Source organism: Kovacikia sp. CALU 1929, from assembly GCF_056784235.1.
On record NZ_JBXBCF010000067.1, the window covers coordinates 76,870 to 93,927 of the forward strand.

Genomic DNA, 17,058 nt, shown 5'->3' on the forward strand with positions numbered 1-17,058 from the left:
TCTGGTTTCGGTTAGTCCTCAAAGCTGCACGGTTGCTGACTCCTGTGTTGTCATGCCAGGTAGACCACGGCGGTGTCAGAGAAAGGGCGATCGTGATTCTAACGAGTATGTCAAAGCCTGTACGGTTTAAAGATCGAACTCGATCTGAGGTTGGTACACCGTTAGGATTCCGGGTACGGCTGTGGTGAAGGATAGGGGAATGGTGATCTGGGGCAGTGTGGATGGTTGATGACTGAGATAGGTATTGAGTGCAACGGTCATGTCAAAGAATCTGGCATCGATCGCGGGTTGAGTTTGAGCCACCGCAGGCACTACTTCGTTACCAATGGAAACCTGGGTGGGAGGAGGTTGATCCCCTGACAAATTTGCAGCGGCAACTGATACGGAGGGCGATAAAAACTGATAGATTGCCTGCTGTTGTTCAAACGCACTGACTTCTAACCATGTATTAGTCTGGGCATTTTTTTCTACAATTCGAGCGCTCTGGCTACTCTCCTGCACCAGCCAGATGGCGGCTCCCCGGTTGACCTGTAACAACAGCCAGTAGGATTGCGGTTGGAGGGCGATCGCAGTGGCAAAGCGAACCGACAGGTAAGTGGGTTCGTTGAGGCTAGGAATCGTGAGGGTGCTGGCTGCAAGTTTGCGTGTCGAGGGCTGCCCCTGAAAATCATCCTGAATTTCAATTTGCAATTCTGTGGGCGCTGCGATCGCCATCAATCCCAGCGCTATGCCGCTGACCGTAATCACCTCAGGTGGGGTAATCACCTGAGCCATCCACTGACCAGGCAGCAGTTGAATCCCAGTTCGCTGGGGCAAGTTCAGATCCAGACGGGTTGTTGCTGCGGTCAGGGCGGCAGGGCGCTCCGGGCGAAAACTCTCAACCACCTTCAAACTGGCATGGCGAACTTTAGCAGCAGACGGTAGGGAGAGGGCAACGGACTGAGTCTGGAGGCGATCGCCCGTAAACCGTAAGACCTGCTTTTCGGGAGGCGGCGTGGGGTCATCGACGGTGGGAAACGAAGACCGAACCAAATGGTAAACCAGATCAAAGGCATTGATTGTAAATTGGCAGGGCACATCCGACTGAATCACCAGTGCTACTTCGACGGTCGCGGGCAGAGGAGGTGCCAGCCGTGACAGATAGCGCTGAAGAGTCTCAACCAGGGCAGCATCCGCCTCGACCACCAGAGGGGAGGCAACCGTTGCCTCGCGAAACTCTCCTGGCTGTTGCCAGAAAAACAGTGGTTCCAGGGGAGTTGCGATCGCCGCCATGCCAATCCGTGGACCTGTAGGAAAACTACGCACGGTCACTTCAGTCAAGTCGCCGCTCAGCAGTGGTTCGTACTGATCGGAATGGCGCTTGAGTCGGAGGGCAAACCGAGTGTCGGTGAAGTCGGTGTCCAGGGTAGCGGTGTTGCTCTGGATGGACGCGATCGCTGTGGGTTGATTCGCTAAGACCTCCCCATCCAGCCGATAAACTTCCAGAGCGTATCCCGATCTGGTCACTTTCCCAGAGGCTAATCGAATCCGGCGTAGCTGCCGGGTGCCCTGCAAGTCAACAATCACCGCATCGCCTCGCTGGGTTTGGGTCGCCGCGGGAATCGATAAACCGGGATTCAGCGCATTGAATTCCTGCCGGTGGAACGCGGCACGAAAGGAGGTCGCCGGATCCAGCACAATCTTTTCTGCCAGATCGGTAGGGGCAAAGCGAACGTAAAACACCTGGCGAAAGAATTGCAGGGGGCGTGCCCCAATCGGGGTGGCAACGGACCACGGGCGGGTTGCTGGCTGGAGCGAACCGCCTGGTTGAAGTGAGACAGATGGGATGTTCACGGTTAGGAAAGATGAATGGGGAGGGGGGATGAGTTGAGAGTTGAGAGTTTTGAGTGGAAAGTTGAGAGTTGAGAGTGGAAAGTTGAGAGTTTTGAGTTAAGAGTTTTGAGTTAGGGGAGATAAGGAGTAAGGGGTGAAGGCTGTAGAGATCTGTTCCGACGGGTAGACTAATACCAATTTCATTTGAGGATGAGCAGAATTAACCCTTGTAAGGCAAGGGGCTTAAGCCCCTTGTTCAGTGCAGCCTTATAAAGAATTGGTATAAGGGCTAAAGTTTCCTGACCCTAACCCCTAACACTTGCCCCCTTACTCTCACCATTCTGTGCGATCAATTTTAGGAAAGGGTGGAATCTTGAGATTGATTAAGAAGTTGTGACTGATCCGGATTCCCCTCGTTTTGTTGTGGAAGATTTACTGTCAAATCACCTGATCAAATGACCAAATTGGATTCCTGAGCAATATCACCCGTAAGGGTACGATCAAAACTCTCTAATGTTTGTTATCACAGGTTTAGAGCTTGAAAAGAATTAGTACACCTCACCAACTTAGAAATTAATAGTTTTTTCTGGTGAAAATCTCCAGTTCTTAACTCGGATGAGGTTTAGCTAATGATTAATCGTTTGGGGAAATAGCCACTTGCTTGTCTTAAAAGCATTGTTTTTTCACAAGTCAAGCACTAAAAACCAACCGCTAAAGATCAAATTGTTTTTCGATTTAAAAAGGGATAAGTAGTTGAATTTGATTAAGCAACAGATGCATGTTGGTAAAAATAATGCATTGATTGTTTACTCAGAATCGATTGCGTTGTAAAACCTGCCTGATCAATCGAATTGCTAACAACTCGCTCTTTAAAGTCTGCTCCATGACGGCCTCGTATTTCTGGTGAGTCAGTTTTGTGGATACATTCAACCCCCTCGAAGTTTTAACCGGATTGACCAATGCCCTGCGATCGCTCCTGCCATCCGTTACCGAACCAACCCTGCAACCCACCCTCCTGATCAGTCCGACACGGATTGTGCCAACGGGGTTGGGCGGCTTCATTGGCATCCACGACGGTCCGAAAGGGGAAATTGTAGGACGACGGTTAGAGGGAACGGTGTTTTTGACGGTCAAAGGTCAGGACACTGATGAACTCAACCAGGCAGTCACAGATGCGATCGCAGCATTGATTGGCGTAACTCGTCAAACCTTGCTTCAGCAGGGCATTCTCCAGATTTCTTTGAATGACATCAGTGTGCAATCGGGAACGACAACCGGGGGGGAAACGACCAACCCATTGGAACGCACCCTATCGTTTCATGTCCTGTATGAGTTCCTGAAACTACCCGAAGAATCAGAAGGGCTGATTCAACAAATTCCGATCAATTTGGAGGTGGGTTAGGCAATGCCTCTGCTTACTCGCTGAAGCCATTGCCCAACTCGCGCGATTCTTTTCTATTGCAAAGGAGATCCTCTCAATGGCAGAGACTTTTAGTGTTTCAGAATTCATCATTCCAGGGACATTTATTCGGGTTCAATCCGAAGGGTTAATCAGTGTCGGCGGAATTTCAACTGGCAACATTGGCATCGTGGGTACTGCCAGCCAGGGAACGGGTGAAACTGTTCTGCTGTCAGACTATGGCAGCGCCCGCACCACCTTTGGCGATTACGATGCCTATGCCGAAAACGCCTCTGGTGCCGTGACTAGTCGATTTAATCTGGGACGGGCGATCGAGTTACTGTACCTGAACGGTGCCCGCACGGTCTTTGCCCGCGCATTACCCCTCGGTGCTGGGGATGCCCAACCGGGACAGGATGCCTACATCGCAGCCTTTGAAGAACTGCTAAAGGATGACGTTAATATTCTCGTCGCTCCCCAGCTTTCGACCGATGGTGCCAAAGCGGTATTGACCAGTGTGCTGGAAACCGGGGAAAACAATGGCAGAGATGCGATGGCAGTCATTGGTTCTGATGCCACCACCGTCGCAGCGATTAAAGCTCAGGTGGCGGCGAATGACCGCATCATCATGGTTGCTCCTGGGGTTCGCGCATTTGATGCGATCTCTCAACAACCCGTATCGCTCAAAGGCACCTATGCCGCTGCTGCCGTTGCCGGATTGCTCAGCACCTTGCCCCCCCACTTTAGTCCCACAAATAAGTCACTTTCAGGCGTGACAAAACTAGCACAACGCTTCTCCTACGGACAAACCAAAGACCTGGTGCAGGGCGGCGTGCTGGTGCTGGAAGAACGGCAGGGCGTGCGGGCAGTGCGGGGTATCACCACTGAAATGGCAACCAATGGCGCATTTAAGCAAGTTACCACCCGCCGGATTGTGGACTTTGCCAAGGCAGGTATTCGGCAAGCCTGTGACCCGTTTATTGGACGCTTGAACAATCAACGGGTACGGAAAGCGATGCAAAGCGCGATCGATGGTTTCCTGACCACGATGGTACAGGATGAGGCATTGACGGGCTACAGCCTGGAAGTCACCGCCACCCGCCCCGATGAAATTGCCGGACGGGCGATCGTCAATGCCGTTCTGCAACCCACCTTCTCAATCGACTTTGTTGCCGTCACTCTGGTTCTGGAATAAGGAGAAAACCTATGGCAAATACCAGCGTATTCACTGGAGCAGATGCTTCCATCACATTGGCAGCACCGCAGGGCACTGAAGGAGAAAAGGCACAGGGCATCCTGGGTGCCTATGACCTGACCACCATTGGGCGTGCCCAAAACGTAAAAGTCAACGTTTTCTCTGCCGTCAAACCGTTCCACGAAATTGGACAGCGCTATGCCACCGAACTGCGCCCCGGCAACGTCACCATTCGTGGCACCATCGGGCGGGCATACATTAACGGAGCCATGCTCAAACTACTCCTGGGTGATGCCGCGGATAGCCGTCCGGCAAGCAGTTGGGCACAGCCGGCATTCAACATCACCCTGCTGGTGGAAAATCCCTCCTCACCGGGCGTTCGCAGTACCGTCACCCTATACGAAGCCAAGTTTGAAAATTGGGCTTATACCCTGCCAGAAGACGACTTTGTTCTGGAAGAAGTCAGCTTTCAGGCACTCTACATCACCACTGCGGATGAGCAAGGATAAGCCATGACCCTGACAGCGGAAGAACTTTTAGCGGGAAGTGACCTCACCTTTGAGATTCCGATTCCTGTCCCAGTTCTGCATCCAGGTCAACTCGATGGGGAACCCACGGCACCCCAAACCGTGCGCCTTCGTCCCCTGACCGTCCGCGATTTGCAGTTGATTTCGCGGGCAGCCAAAGAAAGCGATTCACTGATCGCCACTCTGATGGTGCAACGTGCCCTGGTAGAACCTGACCTGAGCGTGACTCAGGTTGCGGCTCTGCCAATTGGATTAATGCAATTTTTGTTGCAACAGGTGAATCAGATCAGTGGCATTTCCGCCACAGCAGAGCATCTATCAACCGCGATCGCCGATCCCCTGGCAAAAGCCGCCTTCATCCTGGCAAAAGAGTTTGGCTGGACTCCCCAACAGGTGAACGAACTCACTTTAGGGCAGGTGTTGTTGCATCTACAGATGTTGAAAGGGGTGAGGGGTGAGGGGTGAGGGGTGGGTTTTGGCTTGAAAAGGGTGATGAGGCGTAGTGACTGTCTCTCGTCACGCTGGATTATAAAACCCATATCGAGGAACCAGGAGTAGTCCCCTGGAGCCAGTCCCAAACGAAGGAAGAACAATTGTGGCATTAGATCAGCAACAACCTGCATGGCAACAGACAGTGCGCGCATTCAGGCGAGTAGCCGATGAGTTGAGCAACCCCGGAGAGGTATTGGGCGAATTGCTGGCGGCAGAGACATTGCCCGACCTGGAACCGGATTTGCCAATTCTAACCGTCGCCCCCTTTGGCAAGCTGGCGGATGGAACTCTCCATTCTTCAGCAGAGAAAGCGGTGATGGTGAAGCACCTGGCTCCTCGCCAGATAGATTTGACGACTGGCAATCCTGGTCAAGCCAAAACTCCGTCCAGTCCTGAGCCTGCCTCTTTCCCACACCAACCCAAACCTGCGATCCTGCCCAATCCAACCAACCTGAAAACAGAAGCCCCTGCCCCCGTTTTTTCCCTACAGCAACGGAAAGCACTGAATGAAAATTCTCCAGTTGCGATCGCCCCCCATCCCTCCCGCTTTCCCCACCAACCCTCCAATCTCGCTAATCACGCCGATCCGGCGAATCCAGGCGATCGCCCCCGTGAAACAGCAGACCAGAAGCCATTGAACCCATCGATTGCGCCAGCTTCAGCCCTACCCGCTGAATCAAAATCTGAGCCACCGCTGCCAGAGTCCTTACAGTTGTTGAATTCCCTCACCGATAGTCTGCTGCGATCGCAAACGACCCATACCCCAGCATCTACCCTAGTTCCAGGTGAGCAATCCATCCAGGCATCTGCCCCATTAGAACCTGTTCCCTCCAAGCCCCACCCATTCTTCCCATTCACAGGAATGGAGGGGGTTGCCAGTTCACCATCCGGCGCGATCGCCGCCGCCCCAGCCTCAACCTCCCCCCTCTCCCCGCTACCATCTCTGTCTCCCCAAGGTCTGCTATCACAGGAGCCAGAAAGCACAGGCACATCCCCACCCCACCCCACCGCCTGGACAGAATTGGTGCAGCAACCAGACCGGGTTAATTCTCCCCTATCCCTGCCTATCGAAGACAACAAAGATCTATCCCAGCGATCAGCCATCGAGTCCATCCCAACCCCCCCATCCAGAATTACCGCCAGCCAGGTCGCAGACCTGTTAAACGAGGCACTCATAGAGCAAGCCCAACGACATGGCGTGGACCTATCCTGAGCGGCTATTTGAACAGCTTTAGATACAGCCAGCCAGCTTACAGCAGTTTTCGGATGGGTAGACCCACAGGAAAGAAGGGGAGTAGGGAGTGGGGAGTAGGGAATCGTGGGGCTTAACCAAATGAAAATCGCTGTAACTTCCAGTCCCTTCTCACCCCTCACCCCTCACCCCTCACCCCTCACCTCACCTCTGCTCTATGAACGTCAAACCTGTATTGGGAGATTGGGAAATTCCTCGCATTGCCTCCATCCAGAGCCTGGAGCAGCGCAACTTTGTCGAACTGGCAGTGCCAGGGCGAGTGGGTAGCCTGTTCCAGGATATGAACACTGCCCCCACACGAGTCGCGATCGCAGGTAGCCTTTACAGCGATGAAGTTCGCAACGAATTTCTAGAAGAATTGCGCGGCAAGTTTCGCGAGGGGCAACCCGTCACCTTTGTTGCCGATATTGTCACCGCCACGGAAGTGCAGTACGTCATCATCGAAACCCTGCACTTTCAGGAAAACGGCTCCAAACCCGACCAGACCGACTACCTGCTGGTACTGCGCGAAAGTCCACCCCCACCCCCACCGCCCAATCTGCTGGGAGGGTTAGACACCGGCTTACTCGATCAGGCAGGTAGCTTTCTCGATACCGTCACCGGGGCACTGGACGTGATTGAAGGATTGGGCAACATCCCCGACTTTAGCGATCCAACCGCGCCGCTAACGGGGGCACTGGCAGGGGTCAGCAGTGCTGTCGATGGACTGGATACAGTCCTGGAACCCCTGAGAACCATTTTTGGAACCGGAGAATAGCCATGCCAGAAGGATCGCTCGTCATTAATATTGGAACCCTGGAAGAAACGTTTACAGGAGTGCAGCAACTTCTGGGCGAACCGGGCAGCGGCGGAGCGACGGGTTCTGGTCTGGCAGGGGCAAGCAGCCTGGTATCGGTTTCGCCCACGGCACAGGTCGAGACGTTTCAACACCAGTTGACCGAGCAGCTTCCTGCCATCCTGGAGTTTGATGCAGCGGGGGCAGTCAGTCAGGCAACCGGACTATTAACCCAACTGCGGACAGGGGCACAGGCTCCCCCCACCGAAGCACTGACTGGGTTTGAGCAGCAAATCAGCCAGACAAATGCCACCTTTTCGGGAAACGTGGTGCAGCAATTGCAGCAGGCGTTAGAACAGATTCGCAGCATTTCTGAGGGCATTCCCCCGGATCGCACCGCGATCGCCAGTACGCTGCTGGATCAAATTCTGCGGATTCTGGGCAGCCTTGAAGGTCCAGAAGCAGAACAGATCCGGGGCTGGATTGAGTCTGTTCAAGAAGAACATCGGGTGCTGATGCCGCTGATTGAACAGGCGCAGGACTCAGCCGACCCATCCGCGTTGGTGGTGCAGGTGGTGCAGCGATCTCTGGACAGCCTCCTGGATGCCCTTGGGTTTGACCAAATACGGCGCTTGCTGGCTTTTCTGGATGACTTTCTGGGCACGGCAGTGCCAACGGATCTGACCGAGGGCATCACCACTGGCTTCACTACTGTTACCGCTGCCTACAGCCAGACCCTGGCGCAGGTTGATGCCGACTTCCCTGAATTTCGCGATACGGCAATGGCAGCGGTTGCCACCCTGCACGATCTGAAGCAGCAGTTGCGCCCCTTGATGAGCCTGATCCGCCAGATTGCCAATGCCCGCATTTTGCAACCCAATGCCCTGGAAGACTTTTTGCGGCAACAAATGGAAGCCGCGCTTAGTGTGCAGGTGCAGGATGTACGGCGGATTGACGATCCTTTTCATGCCCTGTTTGACCGGATTGATAGCGCCATTGACGGGGTAGACCTCTCGATTGTGCGAACTGAAATCCTCAGCTTTTTTGAAACTACCCGCCAAACGATTGAACAGGTCAACATTTCAGCCATTGGGAATGGGTTGCAAACCCAACTTGGAACCGCCGAAGCCACAGTCCAGGATTTGCAGCAAAGCGTCAATGAACTGTTAGCGCAACTGCAAGCATTTTTTGACGACCTGACCCAGGAGGCACGATCGCTGGCTGGCAACCTGGGTGATTTCCAGGCAGACGGTTCCTTCCAGTTCCGGTTTGAGCAGGACTTGCGCGGGGTGTTAACCTCTGCCCAGACTGCGATTGGGGGAGATCCAGCCAATCCCGCTGCCCCCAGTCTGGCAGGTTCCCTGAACCAGTTTCAAACCTCCATGAATCAGTTTCTCGGTCAGTTGGGTGGGTTGTTAGAACCGGTGGAAGGGGCGATCGCCACCGCAAAGGATGCAGCCGTCGAGGGGATTGGGCAGTTTACCGAGTTTCTGTCTGACCTCAACATTCCAGATTTGATGGCTGAACTGCAACAGAAGATTCAGGAAATCCTCGATGCCCTGGGCACGATCGATTTCAGCGTTGTAATTGATCCGGTGCTTGGCTTGATTGAAGAGAATACCGAAAAGTTGCGCTCCATCAATCCAGAATCGCTCAACTCGCTACTAAGGGAAGCACTCAAAGTCGCGCTGGATGTGATCATTCAAATTGACTTCACCGTTGCCATCAGCAATCCCTTAAAAGATGAGTTTGAACAGGTCAAGGCAGTTCCCCGGCAGGCGATCGACCTGTTACAGCAGCAGTACGAACAGGCAATTGGTCTGCTGGATGCACTCAAACCCGACCAGCTTTTGAATGCTCTGTTCTCCGCCTTTGACACGATCGAACAGGCGGTTGGGTCCCTCAACATCGCCTCCCTATTGCAACCGCTGGATCAACTACACCAGCAATTTTTGCAGCAACCTCTGGCACAGTTGAAGCCCTCGGTTCTGGCTGCTCCCGTTGCCGCTGCCTTTCAGGAAACCACCACTGCTGTCAACACCTTGAAAGGACGGGAAATCTTGAATCCACTGATTTCCCTGCTGGATCAACTGAAAGCCAGTATTGCCAGCTTTAACATCACTGGGGCGATCGACGATCTACTGGCATCCGTAGAGCAGGTGAAACAAGATCTGCGCGACATCCGCCCTTTCCAATTTTTGCAACCGCTGGTTGCAGGGTTTGCCCAACTGGAAGGGGAACTGGATCGGTTCAAGCCCTCCGTGGTGTTCCAGCCCATTGTGGAACTGGCTGCACCCTTACTGCAATTTCTGGAAACCGTGCAGCAGCAAACCATTACTGCCCTGCATCAGATGTTTCAGGCACCGCTGCAACTGCTGGAACGCCTGCAACCGGATGCCATCAGCCGTCAGATCCAGCAACAGTTGGATGGGGTGATTCTCGCCCTTACAAACCTCAACCTGCCCGCCCGCTACAGCCAGTTGAAAGGGCAGTATTTTGACTTGCACCAACAGTTGGAGGTGCAGGGAGATGAGATGCGGTTGTCGATCGCCGTTCAGTTTATGGATCCCGATCGCCTGCTGGCAGACCTGTTTGCCACCTATGCGGATCTGCTGACGGCACTGCAACGGATGCGGCAGGCAATGCAACTGCCCAACCTGAGCCAGCTTTATACGGAACTGCGCGATCGCCTGCTGGGGCTGTTACCCCCCTACGCCCGCGAACTGCTGGACCCAGAAACCTTTAAGCGGGTGATGCGGCTGGCAGACCCCACCCGGTTTCTGGAAGAACTGGATCAGCGATTCACAGCTCTGAAAAACAAACTAATTCCCATTCGTCCCCAGGATATTGCCACCGAGCTAGACCAGAGCTACGAAGCGGTGCTGGGACTGGTGGAAGGGCTACAAATTGAAGCCAGTCTGAACCAGGTCAAGGCAATCTTCGACCGGATTCAGGCGACTGTCAGCAGCATCCGCATCGACTTTCTGGCAGGCGACATTGACCGGGCATTGAGTGATTTGCGGGCGATCGTGGCGGCACTGGACCCAACCCGGTTTGTGGCGGATCTGGATGCCATGCATCACGAACTGGAATTAGTGGTTGCCAGTACCGTACCATCCCAGGTTTTGGCAGGTTTGCAGACTGCCCTGGAACAGGTGCAACAACTGCTGATGGATGTCAATCCACGCACCATTCTGGCTCCACCCCTAAACCAGGCGTGGCAGTCCGTTCAGGAATTACTGGCGGCGATCGATTTCACAGTGATTCTATTGCCCCTGGTCGGCAAGCTGGATGAACTGGAGCAATCCTTTGAACTCAGCCTGGGGCAAACAGAGCGGGCATTTGATCAAATGTTGGGGGCCGCCAGAGGTGCCCTGAGTGGCGGCGGCAGTGCCAGCGGCAGTATAGGAGGAAGCATCGGATGACCACGGTCACGAAAACGATTTTTGTTAAGGTGTTGACCTTTGATCCAGTCGGGGGGCGGATGATTCCCATTCCCAATGCCCGCCTGCTGTGTGAAGAAAAGGGCTGGCTGTGGGACCCCAATCTCTCCGATGGTAGCCACACCACGGATAGCAATGGGTTGGCGCAGGTGGTGGTGAACTACGACGAAACCAAAGAAGACCACCTCAACCCCTACTTTACGATCACTATTCCCGCGGCTCAACGGGCGATCGCCTCGATTCCGGTGCCTTCCGGCAGTAGCCCCTACACCCTACCGGGGCAATGGGTCACGCGCCACTACGTCAACCACCGAATTCCCCGCATCAGTGCCCATGCCGATGCCACCAACCCACTGGAGATTTTTGTCGGGCTGGATTGCCAACTGCGGCTTGCCTACGCCGACTTCGACACCTCTGGTCAGCGCAATCCGGTAGCCCTACCCCAGGACACGGCACGCATCCACCTGGCAGACTATGACGAGTTTCTCTGGATTGACTGGCTCAACCCCGATGACACAATGACGGGCTTTGGGATGAACCCGACCCCAGCCCCGGGCGTTGCTGTGCCTGCCGGAGAAACCTACCCTTACTTTGATGTCTATCCCACGGCACCCAGTGCCCTGGATCAGTTGCCCGATCCGCCTGCATCGACTCCTCGCGCCTGGTTAGACCCACCGGGAATGCCGGTCGGGACCCTGGGAGGGGGCAGTTTTGAGCAGGCAGGTTCCGTTGCGGTGGATGGTAATGGCTATATGTTTCTGATCGATGGCAACGTGGTGCGGCGATTTTACCCGGATGGTACGTTGTGTGAAACGATCGCCCCTTCGACCTCCAGCTTTAACAGTCCCACGGGTCTGGTGGTGGATCAGTACCGCAATCTGTTTGTTGCCGATACAGGCAATCGGCGGCTTCTACTATTCCAGCCCGACTGGACCGATGGAGTGCTGGCAGGCACCAAGGGGCGTTATCGCCTGCGCAACATTGGCGGCAGTGCCAGTTTCAGTCCTTCCGTGGGTGGGTTGCCCCTGTTTGGTCAGCCGATGGGACTGGCGGTGGTCTCGCGGCGGGCAGTGGATGAACCTGACCTGCTGGCGGTTGCCGATGCCACCGGGAAGCAGGTGCATGTGTTTCGGATTGACCTGACAACCAGCGGTAGCAACCAGGCAAACCGGGCAACCACCGGGCTGAATGTTGCCCTCAATCTGCTCACCAGTTTTGGGACTGCCAGTGCCACTCCTCCCAACCCTGACCAGTTCAGTCAGCCGGTGGCAATCGCAGCAGACCGGGAAGGGCGGTTGTTTGTCTGCGATCGCGCCCTGCATCGGGTTTCCCGGTGGGCGTTCAACAGTGCCAGTTCTACCTATAGCCATGAGGCAACCTGGGGCGCAGCCGGTGGCAGCAGCGGCAACGGCACAGGCGAATTTGATACCCCCGTTGCCCTGGCGGTGGATAGCAAGAGTCAGTATCTCTATGTCGCAGAAACGGGGAATCAGCGGGTGCAACGCCTCGACCTCAACGGAACCCATCTGGTTCACTGGCAGCATACCTACTCCGGTGGCACTCGCTTCACCCCTGGTTCTGTTGCGGTGGATGCCCGCTGTGAGGTCTATGTCAGCGATGCCGTTAACCACCGTGTGATCCGGGGTCGGGTTTTCAACGCCAGCGGCAACCCCCTACCCGATGCCACCATTCCCATCACCGATCCTGGTGTGGTGGGTCATCCCTGGACCGCCAAAACCGACCCCAGCCACTTTGATGCTCCCCAGTCTGTTTACTATGACTCGGATGGCAGGCTGTGGATCAGTGATACCGGGAACAACCGGGTACTGGTGTATGAGCGCAATCCAGCCGGTGTGCTGACTGCCGCAACTGCTCCCGCCGCGACCGGGATGGATCAGCCTGTGGGTTTGGTACGTGACCCGGAGGGCAGGTTGTTTGTGGTCAATTCTGGCAACCACCGCATCCGCCAATACGATGCCGCTCTGGCATTTCAGACGGAGTTGGGGTCGGGTCCGGGTGCGGCGGCAAACCAGTTCAATGACCCGCGTGGAATCACGATCGCCCAGCGGGTGGAACCCATCCTGTATGTGGCTGACCGGGGTAACAATCGGATCCAGACTCTCAGGCGGGATGGCAGCTTTACGGGCAGCATCAGCACGGTAGGCAGTGTCACCCTATCCACCCCAGAGGATGTGGCGATCGACGAGCGAGGCAACGTTTACATCGCTGACACGGGCAACGGACAAATTGTTTGCCTGGACGCAACCCACGGATTTTTGCGCCAGTTCACTCTCACCGCTCCTGGTGCAACAGGCACAGTGACCCGGCAGCCCTGCGGCATCTCGGTGGACTCAGACAATAAGCTGATTGTCACCGATCGCGCCCAGCAAATGGTGTTTCGGGCAGAACCGGACGGCACCCTGATCGCCTTCTGGGACTTAAAAAACCTGTTGCGGCAGGATGTGGGTTCCAGCTCCGTTTACTACCCCGAACTGGCACGAATGCTGGTATTGGCGGCTCCCAGTCGAGCCGTGGTGGATGCCAGGGGATTGCTGGCAATCGCAGATACGGAACGCGATCGCATCCGGTTAATTCGCACCTTTACCCATCTGCCCGTGAACCTGTTTGACCTGGGCGAAGGCGAACCCGATATTTCCCTGCGGGCATATACCAAAGCTGACTGGAGTGGAGATATCCATCGCCAGCTAAAGGTTAATGTGGGCGATCTGAGCATCTTTGATGATGCCCACAACTTCATCGCTGAACCCATTTCCGACTTTGCCCGCGATCATTACGAGCGCCACCAGATCCTGAGCGCCACCAACAGCACCAATGCGGCAATCAACGTTATGCAAGTGCTGCGGTTGGCACAACGCTGGCTGCGACACCTGACCCGCACCGACGAGTCCCCCCACCGCTGGGGCGATCATGACCGAGCACGCAAGCTAGATGTGGATTTAACCAACGGACGGGGGGCACTCCATCCCTGGGACAGCGATGTGATCAAGCTGGGCAGGGATCTAGATAGTGCCGGGAACCCAACCACAGAGGGACGCACGATTGAGGCATGGGATGATTCGGTCGTGGTGCATGAGTGGGCGCACTGGGTTTTCGATCGCTCCACCCAGCCCTACCCCCCCTTCGCCCAAAAGGGCGGTAGTCATACCATTTACCAGATCATTCACCCCAATCTGGCAGCCAGTGAAGGGCTTGCCGAGTACCACGAAATGTTTTGGGGGTCTGAGTTTACTACCACCAACCGCCTGCGGGGGTTTCCGATGGCAGGCGGGCTATCCAGCAACCTGACCCGCGTTTCTACCAATCCCAGTGATCCCGCGATGGAACGGTATCTGTTTGGGGGAGCAACGACGGGCACACTGCCCACCTTTGATGCCCCTGGTAAGGGGATGGAAAACGAGGGTTACTTTGCCAATACCCTGTGGCAGGTTCACCATGCGATCGTAGAACCCGACATCCTCTTCGCGGACTCCTCCAACTTCTGGTACGCCCACAATCGCTTTGTCAGCGAAGCGGAAAGTCAACGCTTTGTCAAACTGCTACGCAAGGCATTGCGCCTGTTTCCCAACCGTCCCACCAGTGCCGAATTCAACCAGGGTACGCGCCTTTACTTGAAACAAATCCTGGCACAGGCACACCTGGAGTTTCCCGACCTGGCACCGACAATTCAGGCAATCTACGAACTCAACAATCAACTAATGCCTGCGATCGCCCTCTCGGAAGGCACCTCCAGTACCGCCCCTGGGACACCAGTTGCGTCTGAAGTGCCGATCCGCGAGGGGGAAACCAAATCTCTGATTGTCCAGGTTACGGATGGTAGCGATCGCCCCTTGGCGGGCTACAACCTCCAGTTTCAGGTGGGTAATGCTGCCCACTATGCCTTTCCGGCAGGGGCACCCCCTACCCCCCGGCATGGAGTCCGGGCACCCGCCACCCCACCACCTACCGACCTGTACCGGGCGACGAACACCAACGGCATTGCCAGAATTTCCTACACCGCTCCGGCAGGAACCGCAGGCACAGCAGAAACTCTAACCGTTACCTACCAGCCTGACTTTGACACCGATGAACGGTTAGGTCTACCGGAGAAAACTGACGACCGGGAAACCACCCTGAGAAAGGTTTATCTCTATGAACTCCGTACAGTCACCAAAACCTGGGCGGGGACTGGAAACAACCTGGGTGCCAAAGTCTCAGTTCAAGTTCGATTTAACGTGCAGCCAGCGGCATAAACAGGGGGTGAGCCAAGATGCCATACGAGCAATTTCAAGCCAGGGTGACACGGGGCACCATTTGCAAAACCCATTTTTTACCCAGGATCACGATCGCCGCCTCGGATCAAATTCCCACGGACACCAACTCGCGCCTGTTTATCAGCATTGAATGGTTCCAGGAGCGGATCAACAATCCCGGTCAACCCGATGATGCCCATCCGGTGGAACTTATCCTGCGTCAGCAACCCAACGCCACGGGTGAAATTCAGTTTGTCGGCGAGACTGACCCCCATCTCAAATCCTTTCCCGGCAACACCCAATCCCTGCTGACCATCCGGGGCATCTCCGCAACCGCCGGGACTCAGCCCGATGTGCTGCTGGATGTCAAAGTCGATGGCAGAGTTGAAAAGACCTATTCCCTCTCGGTCGGACAACCCGCCATCACCGTCGAAATCAAAGCTGAAAATGGCACTGACCCGGCACCCCAACTGATTCCCCTGGATACACCTACCCGGTTCAAAGCCGTCATAGCGGGGGGGACTGGAACTTTCCAGTGGCTCAGTTCCCTCCCCGATGTTCTGGTCATTACCCCCGCCACCGCTACCCAAGCGATCGCCGAAGTCACAGAACACCGTCCCCCAGTGGCGCAACTGGCGATTTACCTGATGGTGCTGTGCCATCCCCAAACCGGACCCGCCGTGATGGCAGTTCACAAACTGGATGTGCGAGAGAGCATCGTCTTTGTCATGGGAGATGCCGAAGCAAGCTGTGGTGGGTCAGTGGGCTGCTTCTACCGGGCAGCTTATGCCTACTTTGCCCTCAACCCCGCCACTCATGAGGCTCCCCGGCAACGTAGCCTGCGTGACATTCGAGATTACCTGGATAATCACCGACCCCGCAATGGACTACCCTGGGGCGAAATTAACCTTGTCACCCACGCCACTGAAATGGGCAGCATGAGCCTGATGCTCTTGCCCACCGATGTTGATCTTGCCCCAGCGGTGAGGGCGGCTGGACCCACCCGCCTGGAAGGGGCGATCGCAAACGGCGACTTTCCCGCCCTGCCCAATACGGTCGTAGATCGACATACACTGCTGCGAATTCGGGGCTGTGCCCTGGGTCGGCAACAGAACATGCTGCGATTTTTGAGTGTTGCCTTCGGTGGCAGCGCCGAGACAATACCCGCGGGTGCCACTCCCCAGGAGATTGTCAACCTCCGCGCCCAAGACCGCGATCGCCCTGTAGTACGGGCACCCAAACACATCCAGCACTACACCTTTCATCCCCTGGCATGGCGACCTGGCAGCGGTCGCCTCCCCAACCAGGCAGAGGAATTTCTGGATGAAATCTGGATTATCAGCTTTCATCCCGACCAGCGCCCCCGCGATCTCGCCGCCGAGTTTGAACAGCAACACGGCGATGGTAGCCAGTTTGATCCACCCCTGAACTGGCGCGATGCCCTTTCCCGCACGTCTCCCCGCAGACGAGGCGGCGAGGACATTTTGGGCGATCCTTTCAACCAGGTCCGCGATCGCACCTACACCTTCATCCTCCGCTTTGAAGATCGAAGCGATCGCCCTGTCTTGCGAACTGCCGCCGAACGGATGGCATGGCTACGAGGACAGGACACCATCCAACGGGATATGGAACTGCTAGAGACTCAAATCGACGATTTCCGGTGGAACTTCGACTTTGGCAATGTCCGTGGTTTACCCGCCATCACTGCCACCGGACACCGCACCGTCATCCGCGTCCAGCGAGTCTTAACCGAACCCGACCCCACCAACCCCGGACAGCGCCGCGTCGCCCATCCTCCCCTGACCGATTCAAGGCACTACGGCGTCGAGCAACCAGGAGGGTGATAGGTGATAGGTGTGAGGAAAGAGTTGAGAGTTGAAAATTTTGAGTTTTGAATTTTAAGTTTTGAATTT

10 protein-coding genes are annotated in these 17,058 nt (G+C 55.5%); 9 read left to right on the forward strand and 1 reads right to left on the reverse strand.

The genetic code is table 11. The annotated features are described in order from the left end of the window. Positions 1–126: 126 nt before the first annotated feature. On the reverse strand, positions 127–1,833 hold the full coding sequence (locus AC1S52_RS14925) for a hypothetical protein (protein ID WP_482029814.1): 1,707 nt from the start codon (positions 1,831–1,833) through the stop codon (positions 127–129). Between the two features lie 895 nt (positions 1,834–2,728). On the opposite strand from AC1S52_RS14925, the gene AC1S52_RS14930 reads away from it, so the two are divergent. From AC1S52_RS14930 to AC1S52_RS14970, 9 genes are all read left to right on the forward strand, one after another. Further along, complete coding sequence (locus AC1S52_RS14930) at positions 2,729–3,214, forward strand: hypothetical protein (protein ID WP_482029815.1); 486 nt, start codon at positions 2,729–2,731, stop codon at positions 3,212–3,214. Between the two features lie 76 nt (positions 3,215–3,290). After that, a complete protein-coding gene (locus AC1S52_RS14935) occupies positions 3,291–4,406 on the forward strand; it encodes a phage tail sheath subtilisin-like domain-containing protein (RefSeq protein ID WP_482029816.1) in 1,116 nt (371 codons plus the stop codon). An 11-nt stretch (positions 4,407–4,417) separates the two neighbouring features. Further along, entirely contained in the window at positions 4,418–4,915 is a 498-nt protein-coding gene (locus AC1S52_RS14940; protein ID WP_482029817.1) for a hypothetical protein, read from the forward strand. A 3-nt stretch (positions 4,916–4,918) separates the two neighbouring features. After that, a complete protein-coding gene (locus AC1S52_RS14945) occupies positions 4,919–5,398 on the forward strand; it encodes a hypothetical protein (RefSeq protein ID WP_482029818.1) in 480 nt (159 codons plus the stop codon). A 130-nt stretch (positions 5,399–5,528) separates the two neighbouring features. After that, positions 5,529–6,638 carry a hypothetical protein gene (locus tag AC1S52_RS14950; RefSeq protein WP_482029819.1) on the forward strand — a complete coding sequence of 370 codons (1,110 nt, stop codon included), beginning with the start codon at positions 5,529–5,531 and terminating at the stop codon, positions 6,636–6,638. Positions 6,639–6,834: 196 nt separating this feature from the next. Continuing rightward, positions 6,835–7,434 carry a hypothetical protein gene (locus AC1S52_RS14955; protein ID WP_482029820.1) on the forward strand — a complete coding sequence of 200 codons (600 nt, stop codon included), beginning with the start codon at positions 6,835–6,837 and terminating at the stop codon, positions 7,432–7,434. A 2-nt stretch (positions 7,435–7,436) separates the two neighbouring features. Beyond that, positions 7,437–10,877 (forward strand): hypothetical protein, encoded by a 3,441-nt coding sequence (locus tag AC1S52_RS14960; protein ID WP_482029821.1) that lies wholly within the window; start codon positions 7,437–7,439, stop codon positions 10,875–10,877. After that, positions 10,874–15,145: a hypothetical protein gene (locus AC1S52_RS14965; RefSeq protein WP_482029822.1), complete on the forward strand. Its 4,272-nt coding sequence runs from the start codon at positions 10,874–10,876 to the stop codon at positions 15,143–15,145. The genes AC1S52_RS14960 and AC1S52_RS14965 overlap by 4 nt, the downstream gene beginning before the upstream one ends. A 17-nt stretch (positions 15,146–15,162) precedes the next feature. Then, the gene (locus AC1S52_RS14970) at positions 15,163–16,989 is read left to right on the forward strand and encodes a hypothetical protein (RefSeq protein ID WP_482029823.1); all 1,827 of its coding nucleotides are present in this window, start codon (positions 15,163–15,165) and stop codon (positions 16,987–16,989) included. The last annotated feature ends 69 nt before the right edge of the window (positions 16,990–17,058 follow it).

Bases quoted from the DNA above. Each gene is read 5' to 3' on its own strand.
- AC1S52_RS14935 (WP_482029816.1), top strand. From the start codon at position 3,291: ATGGCAGAGACTTTTAGTGTTTCAGAATTCATCATTCCAGGGACATTT.
- AC1S52_RS14940 (WP_482029817.1), top strand. From the start codon at position 4,418: ATGGCAAATACCAGCGTATTCACTGGAGCAGATGCTTCCATCACATTG.
- AC1S52_RS14945 (WP_482029818.1), top strand. From the start codon at position 4,919: ATGACCCTGACAGCGGAAGAACTTTTAGCGGGAAGTGACCTCACCTTT.
- AC1S52_RS14955 (WP_482029820.1), top strand. From the start codon at position 6,835: ATGAACGTCAAACCTGTATTGGGAGATTGGGAAATTCCTCGCATTGCC.
- AC1S52_RS14960 (WP_482029821.1), top strand. From the start codon at position 7,437: ATGCCAGAAGGATCGCTCGTCATTAATATTGGAACCCTGGAAGAAACG.
- AC1S52_RS14965 (WP_482029822.1), top strand. From the start codon at position 10,874: ATGACCACGGTCACGAAAACGATTTTTGTTAAGGTGTTGACCTTTGAT.
- AC1S52_RS14970 (WP_482029823.1), top strand. From the start codon at position 15,163: ATGCCATACGAGCAATTTCAAGCCAGGGTGACACGGGGCACCATTTGC.